The 16489-nt window shown below is 69.4% G+C and carries 16 protein-coding genes; 4 read left to right on the top strand and 12 right to left on the bottom strand.

Features of this window, described 5'->3' with window-relative positions; translation table 11 throughout:
- Positions 1–8 precede the first annotated feature (8 nt).
- Positions 9–2003 carry an SDR family oxidoreductase gene (locus RJ1_RS10460; RefSeq protein WP_073359863.1) on the top strand — a complete coding sequence of 665 codons (1995 nt, stop codon included), beginning with the start codon at positions 9–11 and terminating at the stop codon, positions 2001–2003.
- 5 nt (positions 2004–2008) lie between these two features.
- Here RJ1_RS10460 and RJ1_RS10455 read toward each other — a convergent pair whose 3' ends face one another.
- The 9 genes from RJ1_RS10455 to imuA' all read right to left on the bottom strand — a co-directional run bounded on the left by RJ1_RS10455 (position 2009) and on the right by imuA' (position 9536).
- A complete protein-coding gene (locus RJ1_RS10455) occupies positions 2009–2887 on the bottom strand; it encodes a ferredoxin family protein (protein ID WP_073359862.1) in 879 nt (292 codons plus the stop codon).
- Positions 2888–2916: 29 nt separating this feature from the next.
- Positions 2917–3495: a YdeI/OmpD-associated family protein gene (locus RJ1_RS10450; RefSeq protein WP_073359861.1), complete on the bottom strand. Its 579-nt coding sequence runs from the start codon at positions 3493–3495 to the stop codon at positions 2917–2919.
- Positions 3496–3505: 10 nt separating this feature from the next.
- The gene (locus RJ1_RS10445; protein ID WP_073359860.1) at positions 3506–4018 is read right to left on the bottom strand and encodes a hypothetical protein; all 513 of its coding nucleotides are present in this window, start codon (positions 4016–4018) and stop codon (positions 3506–3508) included.
- 54 nt (positions 4019–4072) lie between these two features.
- The gene (locus RJ1_RS10440) at positions 4073–5047 is read right to left on the bottom strand and encodes a R2-like ligand-binding oxidase (RefSeq protein WP_073359859.1); all 975 of its coding nucleotides are present in this window, start codon (positions 5045–5047) and stop codon (positions 4073–4075) included.
- 150 nt (positions 5048–5197) lie between these two features.
- A complete protein-coding gene (locus tag RJ1_RS10435) occupies positions 5198–5983 on the bottom strand; it encodes an alpha/beta fold hydrolase (protein WP_073359858.1) in 786 nt (261 codons plus the stop codon).
- Positions 5984–6022: 39 nt separating this feature from the next.
- Positions 6023–6406, bottom strand: coding sequence for a VOC family protein (locus RJ1_RS10430; RefSeq protein ID WP_174694960.1), 384 nt, complete (start codon positions 6404–6406; stop codon positions 6023–6025).
- Positions 6407–6551: 145 nt separating this feature from the next.
- A complete protein-coding gene (locus tag RJ1_RS10425) occupies positions 6552–7154 on the bottom strand; it encodes a dihydrofolate reductase family protein (RefSeq protein ID WP_073359856.1) in 603 nt (200 codons plus the stop codon).
- Positions 7147–8700 carry a DNA polymerase Y family protein gene (locus RJ1_RS10420; protein ID WP_073359855.1) on the bottom strand — a complete coding sequence of 518 codons (1554 nt, stop codon included), beginning with the start codon at positions 8698–8700 and terminating at the stop codon, positions 7147–7149. The genes RJ1_RS10425 and RJ1_RS10420 overlap by 8 nt, the downstream gene beginning before the upstream one ends.
- Entirely contained in the window at positions 8697–9536 is an 840-nt protein-coding gene (gene imuA', locus RJ1_RS10415; RefSeq protein ID WP_162850396.1) for a DnaE2-dependent mutagenesis accessory factor ImuA', read from the bottom strand. The genes RJ1_RS10420 and imuA' overlap by 4 nt, the downstream gene beginning before the upstream one ends.
- Before the next feature lie 211 nt (positions 9537–9747).
- Here imuA' and RJ1_RS10410 point away from each other — a divergent pair, with 211 nt between their 5' ends.
- A complete protein-coding gene (locus tag RJ1_RS10410; RefSeq protein ID WP_073359853.1) occupies positions 9748–10959 on the top strand; it encodes a serine/threonine-protein kinase in 1212 nt (403 codons plus the stop codon).
- A 7-nt stretch (positions 10960–10966) separates the two neighbouring features.
- Here RJ1_RS10410 and RJ1_RS10405 read toward each other — a convergent pair whose 3' ends face one another.
- On the bottom strand, positions 10967–11626 hold the full coding sequence (locus RJ1_RS10405) for a response regulator (RefSeq protein WP_073359852.1): 660 nt from the start codon (positions 11624–11626) through the stop codon (positions 10967–10969).
- A 93-nt stretch (positions 11627–11719) separates the two neighbouring features.
- Positions 11720–13102, bottom strand: coding sequence for an ATP-binding protein (locus RJ1_RS10400; protein WP_073359851.1), 1383 nt, complete (start codon positions 13100–13102; stop codon positions 11720–11722).
- A gap of 68 nt (positions 13103–13170) precedes the next feature.
- Here RJ1_RS10400 and RJ1_RS10395 point away from each other — a divergent pair, with 68 nt between their 5' ends.
- Together RJ1_RS10395 and RJ1_RS10390 are read left to right on the top strand one after the other, a co-directional pair.
- Positions 13171–14628, top strand: a complete 1458-nt coding sequence (locus RJ1_RS10395; RefSeq protein WP_083400686.1) for a PspC domain-containing protein — start codon at positions 13171–13173, stop codon at positions 14626–14628.
- Positions 14621–14851 carry a hypothetical protein gene (locus tag RJ1_RS10390; protein WP_073359849.1) on the top strand — a complete coding sequence of 77 codons (231 nt, stop codon included), beginning with the start codon at positions 14621–14623 and terminating at the stop codon, positions 14849–14851. Before RJ1_RS10395 ends, RJ1_RS10390 begins: the two co-directional genes overlap by 8 nt.
- A 61-nt stretch (positions 14852–14912) precedes the next feature.
- On the opposite strand, the gene guaA is transcribed toward RJ1_RS10390, so the two are convergent.
- Positions 14913–16484, bottom strand: coding sequence for a glutamine-hydrolyzing GMP synthase (gene guaA / locus RJ1_RS10385; RefSeq protein WP_073359848.1), 1572 nt, complete (start codon positions 16482–16484; stop codon positions 14913–14915).
- Between the last annotated feature and the right edge of the window lie 5 nt (positions 16485–16489).

Here is a 16489-nt window from a genome sequence, read left to right as displayed (position 1 = left end):
TTCGGGGCATGGCCACCTACCTCGTCACCGGCGGAACCGGATTCCTGGGTCGGCACGTGCTGCCCCTGATCCTCGACCGCGATGAATCAGCCGAGATCCACGTCCTCGTCCGGCGCGCGTCCGTCGCGCGGCTCGAGGCCCTCGCCGACGGCATTCCCGGCGGCGAGAGAGTGCATCCGCTGATCGGCGACCTGACGGAGCCGGGCCTCGGAATCACGTCGGCGCCCGCCGCCGATCACGTCCTGCACGTGGGGGCGATCTACGACCTCACGGTGGGCGACGAGCAGGCCGCCACCAACGTCGACGGCACCCGCTCGGTGATCGAACTGGCCCGGCAACTGGACGCGACCCTTCACCACGTCTCGTCGATCGCCGTCGCCGGAGATCACGAAGGACCGTTCCGGGAAACCGATTTCGATCTCGGGCAGGGTTTCCCCACCCCCTACCACCGCACCAAGTTCGAGGCCGAGAAACTGGTCCGCGAGGCCGACGGCCTGCGCTGGCGCATCTACCGCCCCTCCGCGGTGGTCGGCAGTTCGACCACCGGTGAGATGGACAAGATCGACGGGCCGTACTACCTGTTCCCCGCGATCGCGACGCTCGCGAAACTCCCCGAGGCGCTGCCCGTGGCCGTCCCCCGGATCGGATCGACCAACGTCGTGCCCGTCGACTACGTGGCGGCAGCGATCGTGGAGTTGATGTCGGCGCCCGGCCGGGACGGCCAGGCGTTCCATCTCGTGAATCCGCGCCCCCAGCCGGTCCGGGAGATCTACGCCGCGCTCGCCAAGGCCGCCGGCGCCCCGCACCCCGCGGCAGGCCTGCCCGGCGGGCTCGTCCGCCCCTTCCTCACCCCTGCCCCCGACTCACCTCTCGACACGGCCCGCAAGCTCGTTCTCGGCGGGCTCGGCATTCCGCCGGTCCTCGTCGACAACCTGACCCTGCCCACCGTGTTCGTGAACGACGATACCCGGGAAGCACTGCGCGACACAGGCATCGACGTCCCGGAATTCGCGTCGTACACCGACCGGCTGTGGTCGTACTGGCGCGAGAACCTCGACCCGGACCGCGCCCGCCGGCCCCACCCGGCGGGACCGCTCGTCGGCAGGCACGTCGTGATCACCGGGGCCTCGTCCGGCATCGGCCGCAGCTCCGCGATCGCGACGGCCCGCAAGGGCGCGAAGGTGATTCTCCTCGCCCGGCGCACCGAGGAACTCGACGCCGTGGTGGCCGAGATCCGCGCCGCGGGCGGCGAGGCCTTCGGGTACCCGTGCGACATCACCGACGACGAGACGGTCGAGCACACCATCAAAGCCATTCTCGCCGAACATGATCACGTCGACATGCTGGTCAACAACGCCGGACGGTCGATCCGGCGGGGCCTCTACCACTCGACGGACCGGCTCCACGATTTCGAGCGGACCATGGCCGTCAACTACTTCGGTGCCGTCCGGCTCGTCCTCGCCTTCCTGCCGCAGATGCGCGAACGACGGTTCGGCCACATCGTCAACATCAGCAGCGCCGGGGTTCAAGGTGCGACGCCGCGGTTCGCCGCCTACATCGCGAGCAAGTCGGCTCTCGACGGCTTCACCGACGTCGCGGCATCGGAAACCCTGTCGGACGGAATCACGTTCACCACCATCCACATGCCGCTGGTGAAGACGCCGATGATCGCACCCACCGGTCGGTACAACGTCGGGCCGATCACGTCACCGGAGAAGGCGGCCGCGATGGTGGTCCGGGCGTTGATCGAACGCCCCAAACGCATCGACGTCCCCACCGGCACGCTCGGTGAACTCGGCCACGTCTTCGCACCAGCCGTCAAGGATCGTGTGATGCACCAGATGTACCGCATGTTCCCCGATTCGCCGGCGGCGAAGGGTGAGAGCACGGCCGACGCGGCGCCGGTTCCTCAGCACACCGGGGAACGCCGGCGCCACACGTCGTCGGTGCTCGGTCGCGCCGCCCGGAAGGTCGGAAGGCTGGTGCCCGGCACCCACTGGTGACCGGCTCAGGGGGCCAGCGCGCGGATCCCGGTGGCGACGACCGATCGCACCGGCTTCGGCGCCGCCCCGCAACTCGCCGGCCGGGGCGGCAGTTCCCGCTCCTGCAGTTCGACGCCCCAGCGACGCCCGTCGCGGTGGGTGACGATCGAATTCGCGTGCACCGTCAGATCGTTCGCGGGTGCGTCCACCAGCTCGCGGACGGCGAGTTCCGCGACCTGCGCCGGTGCGTCCCAGCAACTGCGACCCCGGAGTCCGGTGCGGTACACCTCTCCGCGGGCCGCGGCGCGCACCGCCTCGACACTCTGCTGCACCGTCAGCCGGCCGTAGGTGTAGCCCGTCGGCAGCAGGATCTGCGACGGGGCGAAGCGGTGCCCACCCGTGTGCGAGCACTCCCACACCACGTCGCCGAACTCCTCGGCCAGTGCCGCCGCGACCGGACGTCCGAGGACGGCGCAGCACTGATCCCGTTTCCCGTGCGCGCACACCAGGACGACCGGGTCCGTCACCGGCGTGCCCAGGCCGGGCGCCCTCCCGGCGACCAGCCCGAGGTCCAGGTCGAGGAGGTCCTCCGGGTAGGCGATCTCGAGACGCTCGCACCACGACCGCGCGGGATGCGACTGCGCCAGCAGCACCGTTCGCCGATCCGGGGCCGCGGTGCTGCGGCCCGGCCGGCGGATGAACATGATCCGCACCCCGGCCGCGTCCGCGCGGGCGTCGAGTTCCCGGGCGAGGTCCAGGCCGAGCGCCGTGCCGTCGAGCACGTCCCGGCCCCAGGCACCCGGGAACTCCAGGCACACCCAGCCGGTGACCTGCGCAGCGGTCCCTGCGAGGGGTTCGTCGGTCGCGGACAGCGCGGAACAGGTGGCGGTGATCGTGTCGGGCACGAGGCCATTGTGTCAGTCGCGAAAATCGGTCAGTCGTGGAACTTCCTGCGCTGCGACAACTGCTGGACGAACTTCTCGATGCGGCGGGCACGCGTCTCCGGGCGTTTCGCGTCCTGGAGGCGGTAGAAGACGGCGTACCGGTTGTGGCTGTCGAGGGTCGCGTAGAAGGCCTCGGCCTCGGGATTCTGCGCGAGGGCGTCCAGGAAGTCCTGCGGTATCTCCGCCGCCTTCTGTCCCGCGTACGCGCGGTCCCAGCGACCGTCAGCCCTCGCCCGCTCCACTTCGGCCGCTCCCGACGGCTCGAGGAGACCGGCCTCGGCGAGTTTCTCGGCGAACTCCCGGTTCCGCTTCGACCACGGGCTCCGCGACGAGCGCGGGGTGAACCGCTGCACGAAGAAGTCGTCGTCGACTCGGCGGACCTGGCTGTCGATCCAGCCGTAGCACAGCGCGACCTCGAGGGCCTGGTCGTAGTCGATCGACGAATGCGCCGACCCCTTCTTGGCCATCTTCAGCCAGATGCCGGGTGAGGAGTCGTGATGGGCGCCGAGCCATTGCCGGAACTCGGACTGTCCGGTGAAGTACTCGACGCTGAGCTCGGCAGCACACATGTGCCTGAATCTAGCGGGAGAACAGCTTTCCCACCCAGACCCGGACGAATCCCTGGGAGAGATATCCGAGCGCCCCCAGCGCCAGCACCCACTTGGTGACACTGACCGCGCTGGTGGTCCGCACAGTCGCGTCGGTGATGCGCTCGCGATGGGACAGCAGATACAGCCCGACGACGTTCTCGGCGTAGTCGCCTGCCGCGGAGATCACCGGGGCTGCCGCCAGCACCTTCTGTGTTCTCGGCGACAACGGTGTCAACTCCGCCAGGCGCTGTGCGCCCGTACGCAGTGCGACGGCGTAGATCACGGGATGGACGAAGTCCGGGTAGTAGTGGCTGCGGTAACGCGCCGTGTCGGTGTCGGTCATTCCGTCGAGGATCGCCGTGTAGGAGCGGGCAGACCGGGCCGTCTGGATCTCGGCGAGCCGGGGTGCCACCGGGCCGAGCAGCCGGACGATGTTCGCCTGCGAGATCACGAATGCTGCGGACCAGCCGAGGAGTCTGCGGTCGAGTGCGGTGAGCGCCATGGGCCGATCCTGCCATCCGCGACAGCCAGTGTGCGTCAGCCCGCGGAGTGCGCCTCAGCCTGCCGCCTCGGACATCGCCTCGGCATCCTCCTCGCCGAACTTCTCCTCGAGCGCCTCCGGCGAGTAGTCGAGATCGATCTCCTCGACCGGGCGTCCCCGCGCAGACTCGATCGCCCCCAGCCGGCGCTGCGCCCGGTCCGCGGCATAGGCGATGAACTCCTGGTCGTCGAGCCCGTACGGCTGGACCTCGAATTGCTTGTTGACCCAGTCGATCATGCCCAGTGCCAACGGCATCAGCTCTGCCATCCGCTCCTGGACCACGCCCCAGTTGCTGTCGTCGGCGGCCACGTGCCTTCGACAGGTGAACGTCCCCCACGCCATGTGGCGTCGTTCGTCGTCACCGATCCTGCGGACGAGTTCCTGCATGCCCGGCAGAATTCCCCGCGTCGTGCACACCTTCTGCCACGCGTAGTACCCGGTGAGCGCGAGGCTGCCCTCGATGACGTGGTTGTAGGTGACGCTGGCCCGCACCTGGTTGGCCGGGCTGGGATCGGTCTCCAGCACTTTCAGCGATCCGGGCAACTCCTCGTAGAACAACTGCCGGTAGTACGGGTTCTCGGCGACGAAGGGGTGCAGGTCGCGTGTCAGGCCCACCGCGTCCATCCACAACCGGAACACCTGGGTGTGCTTGGCCTCCTCGAAACAGAACTGCGTCAGGTACATCTCGTCCCCGAAGCGGCCCTCGGCTGCCATCGCCTTCATGAACGGCTGGATGTCCTCGGTGACCGCTTCCTCGCCGGCGATGAACTGTGCGACCAGATACGTGGAGTTGCGCTGCTGCTCCGAGTTCAGCCCCTCCCAGTCCTCCGCGTCCCGGCTGAAATCGAGGTCGGTGGGGTTCCAGAACTTGGCGTTGCCCTTCGTGAACAGCCGCAACGGGAACGCATCCCAGTTGAGTCCCCCGGCGCGGAGCGAGCTGAATCCCTGCCTGCCGGGCGCGTAGGGGCGTCCGGGCGTGAGTGTCGACATCGTGGGCCTTCTTCCGGACGTGCGGACGACGTCGTCGGACGCCCCGCAGTTTCGGGTGTTCGTCGCGACAGGGAGGTCGTCTCGAGCCCCGCTTCGGTTCCCACGCTAGTCCTGTCGACGCCCGTGCGGTTTACATTTTGGGAGTTTTTGTCAGCTCGTCTCGGGCTGCATCAGGAACGGCAGGACCGCCGACGCGAACTCGTCGTACCGGTCGCGGTGAATACTGTGGCCGCCGCGGAACACCACTACCCGGCACTTCGGTATCGCCGCGACCGCGGACTCGAGCCTGCGCGGGTCGACCATCCCACCCGGGCCGCCTCGCAGAATCAAGGTGTCGGCCTCGATGTGCGGCAATCTGTCCCACCACAACGGATCCGGGCGGCGGAACTGCTCGAGCGCGGAGCCCGTCATCGACCGATCGAACGCGAACGCGGCCCTCGGATGACGGATCAGGCTCGTGGTCGCGTGCCACAGCTCGGGCAGCGACGGCAGCCGGTTCGCGAAGACCTGCTCCGGGTCACCGGGACGCAACGGGAGCGGCGCCTCCTCGATCACCAGCCTGCGGACCAGGTCCGGGCGCGCCTGCGCCGCGAGCGACGCGGCATGACCGCCGAGCGAATGCCCGACGAGGTCCACCCGCGACAGCCCGAGGTTGTCGCACACCTCCACCACGTCGGCACCGAACTCGTCGAACAGGTACGACGCGGCGCGCGCACTGCGACCGTGCCCCCGCAGGTCGAGCACGACGACCCGGCGCCCACGGGCGACGAGCGCACGGGCGAATCGGTCCCAAGTGCCGCCGTCACCGCCCATCCCGTGCACCAGGACCACCGGCACGGGAGGGGCGTCTGCCGAACCCGGCACCGAAGACTCGCCGCTGTCCCGGTAGGCGATCTCGATACCGGTACGCGTCGGGGTCGTCCTGCTCGTCTCCACGAGAATCCAGACTAGCGAGTACGGACGCCCGGCCTCGGACTACTGGCCCGACCCGTACGGGCGGGTGATGATCTCCAGATAGTGACCGGACGGGTCGAGGAAGTAGACGCCCCGCCCGCCGTCGTTGGTGTTGATGGTTCCCGGCAGTGTCTGCCGCGGATCTGCCCAGTGATCGAGACCCCACTCGACGATCAGACCGTAGATCCGGTCGAAGTCGTCCTCGCCGACGAGGAACGCGTAGTGCTGCGGCGGGAAATCGATCGGCGGTTCCGCGAAGTCGAGAGACACCCCGTTGTCGAGGGCGACGGCCAGGAAATGGCCGGCAGGCACGGCGTCCGGCAGTCCGAACAAGGTGGTGAAGAAGGTCGCCGACTCCTGCTTGTTCTTGGCAGCGACGATGGTGTGATTGAAAGAAATGGTCACAGTCGACCCTTTCGAGGTATGCCACGAGCCGACGATGCGGCTGTGGCCGGCCTCCATGCCTGACGCTGTCCGCCACCGGCACGCGACCCACTGCACAGCAAAGCATTTCGAACGGTCTGTTCGCAAGGGACATCGACCGGGCATGTCACGCCGCGCGGCCCACCCCGTAACGCAACGTGACGACCCCGCAGTCGTATCCCGTCGACTCCAGCAGCGTCAGCGAGTGCATGCCGGTGTCCTCGTCGAGCAGCCTGCGCCCCTGCCCCAACAGGACGGGCACCACGTGCAGCTGGATCTCGTCGACCAGTTCGGCGGCAAGCAGCGCCCGCGCGAGCGTGATGCTCCCCCAGACGATCATGTCACCACCCGGCTCCCGCCGAAGTCGCTGCACCCGCTCGGCGGCGTCGCCCGCCCACAACTGCGCCGGCTCCCACTTCCCCCACGGGGCACTGTCCAGCGTCGAGGAGAACACCAGCTTGGGGATCGCGTTGACGGCCTCGGCCACCACCTCGCCCTGCGCCTCGTCGGTGGGCCAGTAGTCCGAGAACATCTGGTAGGTGTTCCGTCCCAGCAGGGCCAGGTCCGTGTCGGCGAGGAGCCGGAGGTTGCGCCGATCCACCTCACCGTAATCCGGCACCGCCTCGAAGAAGTCCAGCTCGCCGGACGGCCCGGCGACGAACCCGTCGAGGCTCGTCAGCTCCTGCACGACGACCCTGCGGTGCGGCGCGTCCTGCCCTGTCTCACTCATAGATTCCCTCCACCGACCAACGGCCTGCCGTGCAGATCACCAGCAGCGCCCGCGACTCTTCCAGCAGCACCTGGGCCCGGGCGGCCGTCCGGGCAGCCGGCGGGTCCCACCACCGCTCGTCCACAGGCCACGGTCCGGCCCATCCGCACACCGCCCACTCTCGACTCCCCCACCGCAGCCGCGCAGGAGGCGCGCTGAACACACCACGTTCCGTGACCGTCACAGCCATACCCCGCTCGTCCGACATCCACACCTCCGGATGCGCGGTGAGCACCGCGGCAGGTGCCGGCTCCGGCAACGTGCCCGGCCACGGCTCCGAAGGATCGTTGCGGGGAACCAACTCGTCGCCCAACGGCAGCAACGTGATGCGCTCCGCCGGACCCCGCCCGCCACTGAGGACCCCCACCTGCACGGCCTCCCCGCCGAGCAGTCCCTGCACCCGCACCAGGGCCCGCCGGGCCCGCTCGTCCTGATCGCCGACCCCACCCCACAGCCCCAGCTGCAGGGCGCCTGCCGCCACCACTTCCACCGGTTCCAGTCGCAGGACGGCGATACCAGCGGTGGGCCGCTTCTCACTGCGCCCGGTCAGCCACCCGTCCAGCTGCCACCGCACCCGGTCGGCCGTCGCCTCCGGGGTCAACGGTTCCGCGCACCTCCAGATCCGGGACAGGTGCTCACCGTTGCCGGTGCTCGCCGAGATCGACAGCCGGGTGCAGGCCACCGCGGCGTCCGACAGGGTGCGATGAAGCTTCTCCGCCAGCGCGCGCCCCGCGAAGGCGGCGGCGTCGACCCGTTCGATCACGGGATCGCAGTGCTCCTCCACCTCCAGGTCGGGAGGCAGCGACCGCCCCGACGGGGGACGCTCCGGCTCACCCCGCGCGGCCCGATGCGCCAGCACCGCATCGGATCCGAACCGCGAAGCCACATCGCCCGCCGACAGGGCGGCGAAACTGCCGATCGTGCGCAACCCGAGCCGGTGCAGCAGATCGACCAGCTCACCGCGATGGGCCGCCGCGAGGCTCGGCTCGGCGGCCAACTCCCGCATCGGGAGCGGCGCCAGGAAGACCGCTCCCTCCCCGGGCGGCACGAGAGTTGCTCTGCGCGCAGCGATCACGGCCGTGGACAGCTGGTCGGCGATACCGACCTGACACTCCACCCCCACCGCCGACACCTGATCCACCAACCGTTCCGCGGCGGCTTCCTCCGAACCGAAGTACCGGGCGACGCCGCGAGCCGACAGCACCACGAGACCGGGTCGCAGCACCTCGACACCGGGCGCCACCGCGTCGACGACCGAGGCGACCGGCTCGAACAGCCGCGCATCGCGGTCGGGATCGGCTGCCACCACGTGCAACCGAGGGCACCGGGCCTGGGACTCGCGGCGGCGCAGGCCTCTGCGCACCCCGTCCGCTCGGGCCGGTGCCGAGCAGGCGATCACCCGATTGCCCGACGTCACCGCCACCGGATGCGTCGGTGGGAGGTCCGCGGCGGCGGCCGCCGCGACCGCAGGCCAATCGGGGCACCACAACGCCAGCACCCTGCTCACAAACCCACCACCTCCACCGGTGCCGGGAAGGGGGCGGCCTCGAGGGGCACCAGCGGTTCCGGAGTGCTCACCCATTCCACCCGGCCCTGCGCCGACCGCACGTCCAACCGGGTGGTGCGCGGCTGGAACGACCGCCCCCGGGCACACACCGCCAGGCTGAGGGACCGCAACCGTCCGCATCCCCGGTCCTGAGATCCGTTGCCCAGTCCGGCGTACCCGTGCACCCGGGCCTCCAGTCGCATCTCCGCGCCGTCCCAGTGCCCGTCGGTGACGACCAGAGTCGATCCCTTGCTCCGGGCGCGGGCCACCACCGCACGCGCCCGGGACGGCGCCACCGACGCACCTCCCAGTCCGAGCACCACCAGATCCATCCCGTCCAGCAGCACCGCGGCGATCTCCACCGGATCGGCGCCCGGGTCGGGGATCAGCGCCAGCCGCTCCAGTTGCGCCCCCATCTCCACTGCTGCCAGCACCCCGAGCCGGGGATGCCCGATCACCGCGACATGGCCACCGTCCGCGGTCACGGACGCCACCAATCCGAGCAGGAGCGAAGTGGCGCCCGACACCGACACCACCGACCCACGCACCAGCCCGCCCCGGGGAAGGAGTTCGGCCAGTGCCGCCGGAACCGGGAGCACCCCTGCGGCACGGGAATCGGGAACCGCGGAAGCACCCGCCGAGGGAGGCACGCTCTCCACTGGGGCGCGGCTCGCCACCGACTCACCGCGCGCGGGAACGGCCGCCATCCGTCGCCGGAGGTAGTCCAGACGCTCCTGCCGGGACAACCCGGACAGCTCCGGAGAACCCGGCACCGGAAACTCCGACTCGCCGACCACTTCAGCCAACTCGACACCCCTGACACTCGGCACCAACAGCGGTCGGCAACCACGGGGAAGACGCGGCTCGAACAGACGCTTTGTTCGAACGTATTTTCGAACTCATTTCAAGTAAAGCCGGTCGGTGGTGGCCCGTCAAGTGGACCCCGAACGGCCAGGTCAGGACCGTCGCGCATCCCGTGTCCGCGCAATCCTCTAACCTGAACGCGTGATGGAGCAGGAGCAGAGCGAAAGGGGCATCGGACCCGAATACCTGGTGGCCGGAAGGTACCGTCTGCGGTCCAAACTGGGCGGCGGCGGAATGGGCGCGGTCTGGCTCGCACGGGACACCCTGCTGCACCGCGACGTCGCCATCAAACAGGTCACCACCACCGCCGGACTCGACCCCGACGAGGCCCGCCGCGTACGCGAACGCACCATGCGGGAAGGGCGCAACGCCGCCAAACTCGCGCACAGTCATTCCATCGCGATGTACGACGTGGCACTCGAGGCCGGAGAACCCTGGCTGGTCATGGAGTACCTGCCGTCGCGCAGCCTCGCGCAGGCGATGAACATCGCCGACACGCTGCCCCCGCTGGAGGTCGCTCAGATCGGCGCGCAGGTGGCCGACGCGCTCACCGCCGCGCACGCCGCCGGGATCGTGCACCGGGACATCAAGCCGGGCAACATCCTCGTCGCCGACCGCGGCCGGGAACTCGGCACCGTCAAGATCAGCGACTTCGGCATCGCCCGGGCCAAGGGCGATTCCGCCGACACGACAAACGGGGTCATCACCGGCACACCGGCGTACTTCTCCCCCGAGGTCGCCCGCGGTCAGGACCCCACCGAGGCCAGCGACGTCTTCTCGCTCGGTGCCACGCTGTACACCGTCGTCGAGGGACAGCCACCGTTCGGGATCGACTCGGATTCCATCGCACTCCTGCACCGGGTCGCGAAGGCCGAGATCTACCGTCCGAGCAAGGCAGGACCGCTCACCGACACGCTGCTGCACCTGCTCGAGCCCGACCCGGCGCGTCGTCCGACGATGGCCGAGGCCCGCGACGCCCTGGCCCGGGTGGCCATGGCCGGCGACGGCAACGTCGCGCACCTCGTCGGCTCGCCCGTCTATGCCGCGGACGGCACCATCCCGGCGTGGGCGCACCGCTCGACGCTGCTGCCCGATTCACGGCGGCGCAGCAAGCTGGTGAGTTCCACCCAGGCCGGTCTGCCCGCGGTGCATCAGAGCACCCCGCTCAAGAACGTGCCCCGTCCGCTCGGCCGGCTGCAGTGGCCCCCGCGGCCCACGAAGCCCGCTCCGGGTTCGCCGGCCCCCACGGTCCGCGACCAGGTGGTGGCGTGGGCGCCGATCGCGATGGGCGTCATGGTCGCGATCCTGATCCTGGCCGTGCTGGTGGCGGTCATCGTCCTTCTCGCACAGCCCTGAGAACAGGTCAGTCGATCCGCCGGCGGTGCGCCCACCTCGTGAGCGCATTCCGGTTGGACTGCTGCGTCTTCCGCAGCACGTTCGACGCGTGGGTTTCGACCGTCTTCACCGAGATCACCAGTTCCTCGGCGATTTCCCGGTACGTGTAACCCCGGGCGAGCAACCGCAGCACTTCCAGCTCCCGCGGCGTGAGCGAATCCAGTTCCGGATCCAATTGCGGCTCAGGAGCATTGGAACGTCCGGTGAAGGAGTCCAGCACGAAACCCGCCAGCCGCGGACTGAACACGGCATCACCGCCAGCGACCCGGCGCACACCGTCGGCCAGTTCCGCTCCCGAAATCGTCTTGGTGACGTAACCTCGGGCGCCCGCGCGGATCACGGCGATCACGTCCTCGGCGGCGTCGGACACACTCAACGCCAGGCACACCGGCCCCGATTCGATGCCCCTCAGCACCGCGACACCACCACCGTCGGGCATGTGCACGTCGAGCAACACCACATGCGGTGAGGTGGCATTGATACCCGCCACCGCCTCCGCGACGCCGCCCGCCTCACCCACCACCTCCATGTCGGTTTCCCGGCCGAGTTCGGCACGGACACCGGAGCGGAACACGGCATGATCGTCGACGAGAAAGACACGGTACGGGGGTGTTTCAGGCAAAGTCACTGCGGCTGTTCCTCGGCGTGGGCGGTAGTGTCACCCCACTCTAGAGCGTGTCGAACGAATCCCGGTCCTGCCGCACTGCCGCCCGGCCGACGCTCACGCACCCTGACGGAACGGCACGTCCTCGACGCCGGCGCTGTCCGTGCTCTCGGAAGCGCCCGCTCCCGACCACGTCCGGCCGTTCCGCGGCATGTTAATTCGCACCTCGGTGCCCTTGCCGGGCGCGGATCGCACGTCGACGTGCCCGCCTCTCCGCTCGATTCGCCCTCGGATCGACTTCGCCAGCCCCTGACGGTCCGGGGACACCTCGTCGACGTCGAATCCGACGCCACGGTCGCGGACGAACACGCTGATCTGTTCGCGCTCGGCCTCGGCGAACAGATTGATGTCCGTCTCACCGGAGTGCTTGGCCGCGTTGACCAGAGCCTCCCGGGCCGCGCCGAGCACCGCCGTGAAACTCTCCTTCGACAGGCCCTCGCCGGTCCCCTCGACATCGAGTGCCACGTCGCCCACCGTGACCGGCCGCACCGTGACGCCGTGGTGATCCTCCACCTCGCCGGCGATGATGCGCAACGCCTCGGCGAGACTCGAATGGTCGGTGTCCGCCCCGCCGAACAACCACTTCCGCAGTTCCCGTTCCTGCCCCCGGGCGAGTCGCGCGACCTCCTGCGGGTGGTCGGCCTGCTTCTGGATCAGCGCCAGTGTCTGGAGGACGGAGTCGTGCAGGTGCGACGCGATCTCCTCGCGCTCGTCGTTGCGGATCCTGGCGGCGCGTTCCGCACCGAGTGCGCGCCACAACCGCAACCACAGGGGGACGGTCAGCAACCCGGCACCGACGAGGGTGACCACCACGGCCAGCAGCGACGAGCGCAGCGCGTCGAAGTCGACCTGCGCGAGGATCACCACGCCGAGACCCGACACGATCAACGTCACGCCGCCGAGCACCCGGGCCCACGTCAGGACGGTGGGACGCTGTGGCAGCCCGATGACGGTCCGCGGCCCCTCCGAATCGAATTCGCGCCACACCAGCGCCGCACCCACCGCCACCACGATGATCGGCGCGATCACCGAACCGACCCGCCCGCTGAACAGCCACGACAACGCGGACGCACCGGCCAGGCCGATCGCGATCAGTCCGTACGCTCTCCGCCGCTCGGACGCACTGGGCTTCTCGGTGTCGGAACCCGCGGCCGTGAAGATCCACAACAGTCCGTAGCCGACGATGCCCGCGCCGGCGAGCGCGGCCAGACACGCGAACGCGACCCGCACCTTCATCACGTCGACGCCCAGCTGATCGGCGATGCCACCCGCGACGCCGCCCACGATCCGACCACCGGCCCGGCGTTCGAGCCGAGGCATGGCGACACCGCCGGGCGGTACCGGCGCGGTCACGGCGGCCGCGAACGGACCGCCGCCCGCAGGCGTGTTCGACACAGGTTGCACATCTTCGATAGTGGCACGATCCCCGGGCGGCGGCATCAGGGTCCAACCCTGACTTCGGCGCCCGCCACGGCCCACCCCGAGAGGAAAGATCAGGGTAGTTCCCGATGTACGCGCGCCACGCCGACCGGAACGATGGTCGTATGAGCAATGGGAGCTTCCAAGAGCAGATACAAGATCTGTGGCGGACCCGACCGGTGCGGTTGCCCGGCCGCGGCCACGTCGCCGGTGTCTGTGCGGGAATCGGTTACCGCTACGGCGTCGATCCCGTACTGATACGAGTCGCCTTCGTCGTGTCCACCATTTTCGGCGGCGCCGGCGTGCTCCTCTACCTGGCGTGCTGGCTCGCCCTCACGAAATCGGGCGACCCGGTCTCACCCGCGGAGTCGCTGGTGGGACGCGGTCACAGCTCCGACTCGGGCACCAAGACCATCGTCCTCCTCGTCGCGCTGGCGATCGCCTTGAGCACGGTCGGACCTTTCGGTGTCGGGCTCGGCGGATCCGGGCTGATCAGCATGGCACTGATGCTCGGCGGTCTGTGGCTGCTGTACCAGCGGCAGCCGATACCCCCGCCGATGCCGATCGGTGCCGCGGCCCCGGGTGTCGGCACCGGGTATCCCGGGACGAGCTTCGCCCCCGGACAGTTCGGCGCCAACCCGTTCGGTCCGGGCACGTACGGCCCGGCCGCGTACGGTCCGTACACGAAGCTTCCCGACTCCTACACGCCGAGCACCCCTCCCATCCCGGACGAGAAGGCCGCCGACGCGCCTGCCGAGGCATCTCCCGCCGAAACCGCTTCTGCCCCCTCGAATCCGGTGTCGTTCGAGAAGTCATCGACCCCCGACCCGCGGGTCGATGCACCGTCGGCCCCGTTCGCGCCGCTCGAGCCGCGACCGCCGGCGTGGGACCCGCTCGGCGTCGCCCCGTTCGCCTGGGACCTGCCCGAACCGGCCAGGACCGTCACTCCCGCAGTGCAACCGGAGCGCAGGCACTCCCGCCTGACCACGATGGTGATCGGGCTGGCGATTCTCGCGGCCGCCGCGGCCACGGCGTTGTCGGTCGCCACCGGGTCCGACTGGTTGAACCCCGGTCGCATCGGCGCCGTCGCGCTCGCCGTCATCGGAGTGGGACTGCTGATCGGCGGCTTCCTGCGCAAAGGTTACGGGCTTCTCGTCGTCGCAGGCCCGCTGATCGGTTTCGTCATCCTCGCCTCGATCGTCGGGTCACTCGACCTGAACAGCGAGAACATGGGTGATCGGACCTGGACTCCGCTGACGGCAGCCGATATCGATCCCGCCTACTCCGGGGGGTTCGGCAGCTTCACACTCGACCTCAGGAACGTCACCCTCACCGAGGACAAGACAGTCGACGTCAGTGGACAGTTCGGTGAAGTAAAGGTGCTTCTGCCGCCCGGCATGAACGTCGACAACCATTGCACCGCCCAGTTCGGTGACGCGCAGTGCCTCGGGGACGGTCTCGACGGTGGCGTCGACGGCACGGCCGGTCCCGTCCTGACCCTCGATGCCGATGTCCAGTTCGGAAGTGTGGAGGTGCACCGTGGATGACATCGACGACACTCAGGAAACCGAGCAGACCCGCACGCGGACACGTCCGTCGCCGCTCCTGATCCTCGCCGGGGTGGCAGCGCTCCTGGTGAGCGGTTGGGCGCTCGCGGGGCCGTTCTCACTCGAACCGCTCGCGGACGTCGAGTTCCGCTGGCTGTTCGTGCTGGTCGCGGTGCTCGTCGGTGTGGTGCTGGTGTTCGCACCGAACCGGCGGAAAAAATAGGGCGCAAGCGCCGTGTGCGCGGTGAGCGAGTCCTCAGAACTCACTCACCGCGCACAGTGCGTCACTCCCACTCGATGGTGCCCGGCGGCTTGCTCGTGATGTCGAGCACGACACGGTTGACGTCGTGCACCTCGTTGGTGATGCGGGTGGAGATCCGCTCGAGGACGTCGTAGGGCAGTCGCGTCCAGTCCGCGGTCATCGCGTCCTCGCTCGACACGGGGCGGAGCACGATCGGGTGACCGTAGGTGCGTCCGTCACCCTGCACGCCGACACTGCGGACGTCGGCGAGCAGCACCACCGGGCACTGCCAGATCTGACCGTCCAGCCCGGCGGCCGTCAGCTCTTCGCGCGCAATGGAATCCGCGTGGCGCAGGATCTCGAGCCGCTCCTGGGTGACCTCGCCGATGATGCGGATGCCGAGCCCGGGACCGGGGAACGGCTGGCGTCCCACGATCTCCTCGGGCAGCCCCAGCTCACGCCCGACCGCGCGGACCTCGTCCTTGAACAGCAGGCGGAGCGGCTCGACGAGCGTGAACTGCAGGTCTTCCGGCAGGCCGCCCACGTTGTGGTGGCTCTTGATGTTGGCCGTGCCGGTGCCGCCGCCGGATTCCACGACGTCCGGGTACAGCGTGCCCTGCACGAGGAATTCGACGGTGTCGCCGTGGGCGGCGTTCTCGCCCAGCACGTCGCTGACCGCGCCTTCGAAGCTGCGGATGAACTCGCGGCCGATGATCTTGCGCTTGGTTTCCGGGTCGGAGACCCCGGCCAGCTCACCGATGAACGTGTCGGCGGCGTCGACCGTGATCAGCTTCGCGCCGGTCGCGGCCACGAAATCCTGCTCCACCTGCGCGCGCTCCCCCGCGCGCATCAGGCCGTGATCGACGAACACACACGTCAGGTTGTCACCGATCGCACGCTGCACCAGCGCCGCCGCGACAGCGGAGTCGACGCCACCGGAAAGGCCGCAGATCGCCTTGCCGTCGCCGACCTGCTCCTTGACCTGCTCGATCAGAGCGTCCGCGATGTTCGCAGCCGTCCACGCCGGCGGAATGCCCGCGATCTCGTGGAGGAACCGGCTGAGCACCTGCTGGCCGTGGGGCGAGTGCAGGACCTCCGGGTGGTACTGCACCCCGGCGAGCTTGCGGGCCCGGTTCTCGAACGCGGCGACGGGTGCGCCTTCGCTCGTGGCCGTCACCTCGAAGCCTTCGGGCGCCTCGGTGACCGCGTCACCGTGACTCATCCAGACGGGCTGGCTGGACGGCAGGCCGTCGTGCAGCAGACCGCCCTGGACCTTCAAGTCGGTGCGGCCGTACTCACGGGTGCCGGTGTGTGCCACCGTTCCACCGAGAGCGCCTGCCATGGCCTGGAATCCGTAGCAGATGCCGAACACCGGCACGTCCAGATCGAACAGTGCCGGGTCGAGCTGAGGCGCACCGTCGGCGTAGACGCTCGACGGCCCACCCGACAGCACCACGGCGAGGGGATTCTTGGCCGCGATCTCCTCGACGGTCGCGGTGTGCGGAACCACCTCGGAATAGACCTTGGCCTCACGCACCCGCCGGGCGATCAGCTGCGCGTACTGCGCGCCGAAGTCGACGACGAGGACCGGTCTCTGTTGCTCGATATCTGCCACCGGGT

Origin of the sequence: Rhodococcus jostii NBRC 16295 (genome assembly GCF_001894825.1) — a bacterium.
GTDB classification, from domain to species: Bacteria; Actinomycetota; Actinomycetes; order Mycobacteriales; family Mycobacteriaceae; genus Rhodococcus_F; species Rhodococcus_F jostii.
Note: the sequence above shows the minus strand (reverse complement) of the source record. Positions and strands in the feature narration are given on the sequence as shown.

Bases quoted from the DNA above. Each gene is read 5' to 3' on its own strand.
- RJ1_RS10425 (WP_073359856.1), bottom strand. From the start codon at position 7,154: ATGAGTGAGACAGGGCAGGACGCGCCGCACCGCAGGGTCGTCGTGCAG.
- RJ1_RS10445 (WP_073359860.1), bottom strand. From the start codon at position 4,018: ATGGCGCTCACCGCACTCGACCGCAGACTCCTCGGCTGGTCCGCAGCA.
- RJ1_RS10395 (WP_083400686.1), top strand. From the start codon at position 13,171: ATGTACGCGCGCCACGCCGACCGGAACGATGGTCGTATGAGCAATGGG.
- RJ1_RS10450 (WP_073359861.1), bottom strand. From the start codon at position 3,495: ATGTGTGCTGCCGAGCTCAGCGTCGAGTACTTCACCGGACAGTCCGAG.
- RJ1_RS10410 (WP_073359853.1), top strand. From the start codon at position 9,748: ATGGAGCAGGAGCAGAGCGAAAGGGGCATCGGACCCGAATACCTGGTG.
- RJ1_RS10460 (WP_073359863.1), top strand. From the start codon at position 9: ATGGCCACCTACCTCGTCACCGGCGGAACCGGATTCCTGGGTCGGCAC.
- RJ1_RS10400 (WP_073359851.1), bottom strand. From the start codon at position 13,102: ATGCCGCCGCCCGGGGATCGTGCCACTATCGAAGATGTGCAACCTGTG.
- RJ1_RS10440 (WP_073359859.1), bottom strand. From the start codon at position 5,047: ATGTCGACACTCACGCCCGGACGCCCCTACGCGCCCGGCAGGCAGGGA.